This window comes from uncultured Meiothermus sp. (assembly GCF_937863175.1).
Lineage (GTDB): Bacteria > Deinococcota > Deinococci > Deinococcales > Thermaceae > Meiothermus.
In genome coordinates this window covers 1-4344 of record NZ_CALMCQ010000308.1, presented here as the reverse complement: position 1 = coordinate 4344, position 4344 = coordinate 1, and the positions used below count along the sequence as shown (strand labels likewise).

At 62.3% G+C, this 4344-nt stretch carries 4 protein-coding genes and 1 pseudogene; all 5 read left to right on the top strand.

Annotated elements, in window-relative coordinates:
- Window positions 1–838: hydrogenase subunit MbhD domain-containing protein (locus tag Q0288_RS11775; RefSeq protein WP_299430637.1), on the top strand; the 838-nt coding region annotated here is incomplete at its 5' end.
- Window positions 835–1140, top strand: coding sequence for an NADH-quinone oxidoreductase subunit K (locus Q0288_RS11770; protein WP_299430635.1), 306 nt, complete (start codon window positions 835–837; stop codon window positions 1138–1140). The genes Q0288_RS11775 and Q0288_RS11770, both read left to right, overlap by 4 nt.
- Window positions 1137–2543 carry a proton-conducting transporter membrane subunit gene (locus Q0288_RS11765; RefSeq protein WP_299430632.1) on the top strand — a complete coding sequence of 469 codons (1407 nt, stop codon included), beginning with the start codon at window positions 1137–1139 and terminating at the stop codon, window positions 2541–2543. Before Q0288_RS11770 ends, Q0288_RS11765 begins: the two co-directional genes overlap by 4 nt.
- Window positions 2540–4033 (top strand): proton-conducting transporter membrane subunit, encoded by a 1494-nt coding sequence (locus Q0288_RS11760; RefSeq protein ID WP_299430630.1) that lies wholly within the window; start codon window positions 2540–2542, stop codon window positions 4031–4033. Before Q0288_RS11765 ends, Q0288_RS11760 begins: the two co-directional genes overlap by 4 nt.
- A pseudogene (locus tag Q0288_RS11755) lies at window positions 4030–4344 on the top strand (hypothetical protein); the annotation flags it as partial. The gene Q0288_RS11760 and the pseudogene Q0288_RS11755, both read left to right, overlap by 4 nt.

Sequence of the window (4344 nt, the reverse complement as noted above, 5' to 3'; positions counted from 1 at the left end):
CACCCCCGACCTGTTTTTGTCGGTGGTGCTTTTCATCAGCTTCGGGCTGCTAGCCTCCCTGGCCTATGTACGGCTGCGGGCGCCCGATGTAGCAATGGCCGAGGCTGCGATCGGAGCCGCGCTGACCGGAGCCCTGCTCCTCTCGGCCCTGCGACAGCTAGGGATTTCTGTAGAAGTGTCCAGACAGGCTCCGTACCGGGTACTGACCGGGCTGGCCCTGCTGCTCAGTGCAGGGCTGGGCTGGGTTGTACTGGCGCAACCGGGGCACTCGGATGGGCTGGCCCGCCAGGCTTCTGCGCAGCTCTGGCAAAGCGGGGTGGAACACCCGGTCACTGCAGTGCTCCTCAACTTCCGGGCCTACGACACCCTGCTCGAGGTCGCGGTGCTGTTGTTGGCGGTGGTCGGAGTCTGGGTCGTCAGCAGTACCGAGCTTGGGCTACCGGCTGCGGCAACAGTGCTGCGGGGCATGGTCAGCCTGCTGGTGCCACCGGGCCTGCTGGTCGCGGGGTATATCGTCTGGGTAGGAGCCTACCAGCCCGGTGGGGCTTTCCAGCGCGGGGCGGTGCTGGGGGGTCTGCTGGTCTTGCTGCTCTTGACCGGGTGGCGCATGCAGGGAGCGGCCTGGCCATTACGGCTGGCCCTGGGGGCAGGTCTGCTGTCCTTTCTGGCAGTGGGGATGCTGGCCATGGTTGGGGGCAGTCTGCTGGAGTACCGCCTCGAGACAGCCAAACGCCTGATTCTCTTGATCGAGTTTGCCCTTACGGTATCGGTGGCGGCCACCCTGGCCATCCTCCTGCTGGGACGCCCACCGGGCAGTACTGGGTCGCCATCGCCATGAGTACGCTGTTGTATTTGCTGGCTGGGGTGGGGCTGGTAGCGATGGGTCTGCATGCCCTGTTTGTACATACCCATCTACTGCGACAGGTTCTGGCCTTGAATATCCTGAGCACCGGGGTGTTCTTGCTCTTTATTGCCTGGGGCAGCCGCAGCCCAGCCGACCACGCCGACCCGGTGGCCCAGGCCCTGGTGCTTACCGGGATCGTGGTTGCGGTGAGCGCAACCGCCCTGGCCCTGGCCCTGGCGGTAAGAATCAAGCAGACCACCGGCAAGTCCAGTCTGAGCGACGAGGCCGACGTGTGAGTGAGCTTCCCTGGATAGTCTGGGCGGTACTGATCCCGTTAGCAGGGGCAGTCCTGGCATTCCTATGGCCTGCCCAGGGGGCCAGGGTGGCATTGCTGGTCTGGCTGGGTACGGGGGTCGCGGTGCTGGGCCTGAGCCTGCAACTGATTCAGTCAGGAGTCCAGCGCTACGCAGTGGGCGGCTGGCACCCGCCACTGGGCATTAGCCTGCACGCCGACGGGCTGAGCACGTTGATGTTGCTGTTAACCGCGCTGGTTTTTGGCCCGATAATGCTTTATGCCCTGGCCTACTTCAAGAACCCGGCCCATCCCTTCTGGGCGCTCAGTCTGTTTCTATGGACTGCCCTGAATGCGCTCTTTGTCTCGGGTGATGTGTTCAATGTATACGTCTCCCTCGAGCTCTTGGGTCTCTCGGCGGTGGCCCTGACTGCTCTGGGGGGTCAGGCCCGCGCACTGGTTGCGGCCTACCGCTATCTGCTGGCCAGTCTGCTGGGCTCACTGGTTTACCTGCTGGGGGTGGGGCTGCTCTATGCCGAGTACGCTACCCTCGACCTGCAAACCCTGGGCCGGGTGATCAGCCTGGATCCCGCCAGCGCAGTGGCTTTGGCCCTGATGACCACCGGGCTGCTACTCAAAACCGCGCTTTTTCCCCTGCACTTCTGGCTGCCCCCGGCCCACGCCAGCGCCACCGCGCCGGTAAGCGCCCTGCTCTCGGGGCTGGTGGTCAAGGGCTCTTTATATCTGCTGCTGCGCTTGTGGCTCGAGGTGTTCCCCACCGAAGCCACCAGCGGCCTCTTGCTGGGCCTGCTAGGAGCAGGGGCGGTGTTCTGGGGCTCGCTGTACGCTCTGCGGGCCAGAGAACTCAAGCCCCTGATTGCCTACTCCACCGTGGCCCAGCTCGGCTACCCCTTCTTGGCCTTCCCAATGCTGGGGGCCGGAGGCGAGGTGGTGGTGGTTTATTTCGTGCTGTCGCACGCTTTTGCCAAAGCGGCCATGTTTCTGGCGGCAGGCAGTGTGCTGCTGGCCTTTGGACACGACCGGTTGAGTGAGTTACGCGGGCTGCTACAGAGCCTGCCCCTCTCGGTGGCGGCCTTTGCTCTGGCCGGTACCAGCCTGATGGGCCTGCCGCCAAGCGGTGGCTTTGTGGCCAAGTGGCTGCTGCTACAAGCTTCCATTGCCGCTGGGCAGTGGCTCTGGGCAGTAGTGGCTCTGCTGGGGGGGCTGCTTAGTGCAGGGTATGTGTTCCGCATACTGACCCGGGCCATAGCAGACCCCAAGCAGCCAGCCCAGCCCAAAGCGGCTTTCCCTATGGTGGAACTGGTGGCGCTTGCACTTGCGATAGTTTCAGTACTACTGGGCTTTTTAGCCCTGCCTGTACTCCGGCTACTCGAGGTGGGCCGATGAACGAGGGCGGCCTGGTCTTGCTGGCCATTCTGCTGACCTCGTTAATTCCAGGGCTGGTGATTTTCTTTCTTGCCGAGACCAGTGTACGACTACGAACCGCCATCAACCTGGCGGGCGCTTTGCTCAAACTGCTGCTGCTCTTGTGGGTTATGTACAGGGTTGGGCAGGGGGACATCTATGAATTGCGCTGGCCCTTCCTGCCTGGTATAGACCTGGTTTTGCGGGCCGACTATCTGGCGGTCTTCTTTGGGACATTATCGGCGGTACTGTGGCTCCTGACCACTTTGTACGCCGTGGGCTACCTGGAGGGCTCCCCCCACCGAAGCCGCTTTTTCGGCTTCTTTAGCCTTTGCGTTTTCTCTACTACCGGTATTGCCCTGGCTGGCAATTTACCCACTTTTTTTGTCTTCTACGAGCTGCTCACCCTAACCACTTATCCCCTGGTAGTACACCGGGGCACCGCGGAGGCTTTCCGGGCCGGACGGGTTTACCTGGTTTACACCCTGGGCGGGGGGGTGGTGCTTTTGCTGGGAGTGGTCTGGTTGACGGTGCTCGCGGGCCCGGCAGACTTTGCCCACCCCGCTGGACTGGAGGCAGTTTATGCCCAGCAACCCATCACCCTGGCCCTGATGTTTGCCTTGCTGGTGGCTGGCCTGGGAGTCAAGGCAGCCCTTTTCCCACTTCATGGCTGGCTGCCAGTAGCAATGGTAGCCCCGGCCCCGGTCAGTGCGCTTTTACATGCTGTAGCCGTGGTAAAGGCTGGGGCTTTTGGGGTGGTACGGGTGGTTTACGATGTATTTGGAGTGGATCTGCTGGATCGCCTCGAGCTCGGTCTGCCCCTGGCCCTCTGGGCTGCCGTCACCATTTTGTACGGCTCCCTCATGGCCCTGCGACAGGATGATCTGAAAAGGCGGCTGGCCTACTCCACCGTTAGCCAGGTCTCCTATATTGTGCTGGGCGTGGCTTTGTTAGGGCCGCTGGCTACGGCTGGCGGCCTGGTGCATCTGGTACACCAGGGGCTGATGAAAATTACCCTCTTTCTGTGTGCGGGAAATTTCTCGGAGGTACTTTCCGTAAAAAAGGTGAGCCAGATGGCCGGGATCGGCCAGCGGATGCCCTGGAGTATGGCCGCTTTTAGTCTGGCTGCACTAGGCATGGTTGGCCTGCCGCCGCTGGTGGGCTTTTATAGCAAGTGGTATCTGGGCCTGGGGGCGCTGGAGAGTTCCTACCCAGCTTTTGTGCTGGTGCTCCTGGCCAGCAGCCTGCTAAATGCGGCTTACTTTCTGCCGATACTGTATACCGCCTGGTTTGTTGCACCCAGAGCCGATGTGCCCAGACCCAGTCAATCTGGCGGGGAAACCTCCTGGATGCTACTGCTGCCCCCCCTGGCAACCAGCCTGCTGGTTCTGGGCATGGGACTGCTGGCCGATGCGCCGTTCAGCCCCCTGGTCTGGGCGCGGAGGTTTGCGCAGGGAGAGTACGACCCATGAGCGAGGCCCTGCTGTTGCTGACCCCAGGCCTGCCATTGCTGCTGGGCCTGGCGCTGGCTGTGCCGCGCTGGCGGGCAGCGGTCATGTGGCTGGCGCCCTGGGGGGTGGTTCCGGCGCTGGGGTTACTGGTGCTGGGTGACCTCGAGGTAAGACCCCCCTGGCTTTTGCTCGATAGCTATTTTGCCAGCGATACCCTCAGCCGTGGATTTTTGCTTCTGACTACTTTTTTGTGGCTGTTAGGGGGGATTTACGCCCAGAGTTACCTGGCTCACGTCCCCCACAAACCCCGCTTCTTCGCTTTTTTCCTTCTA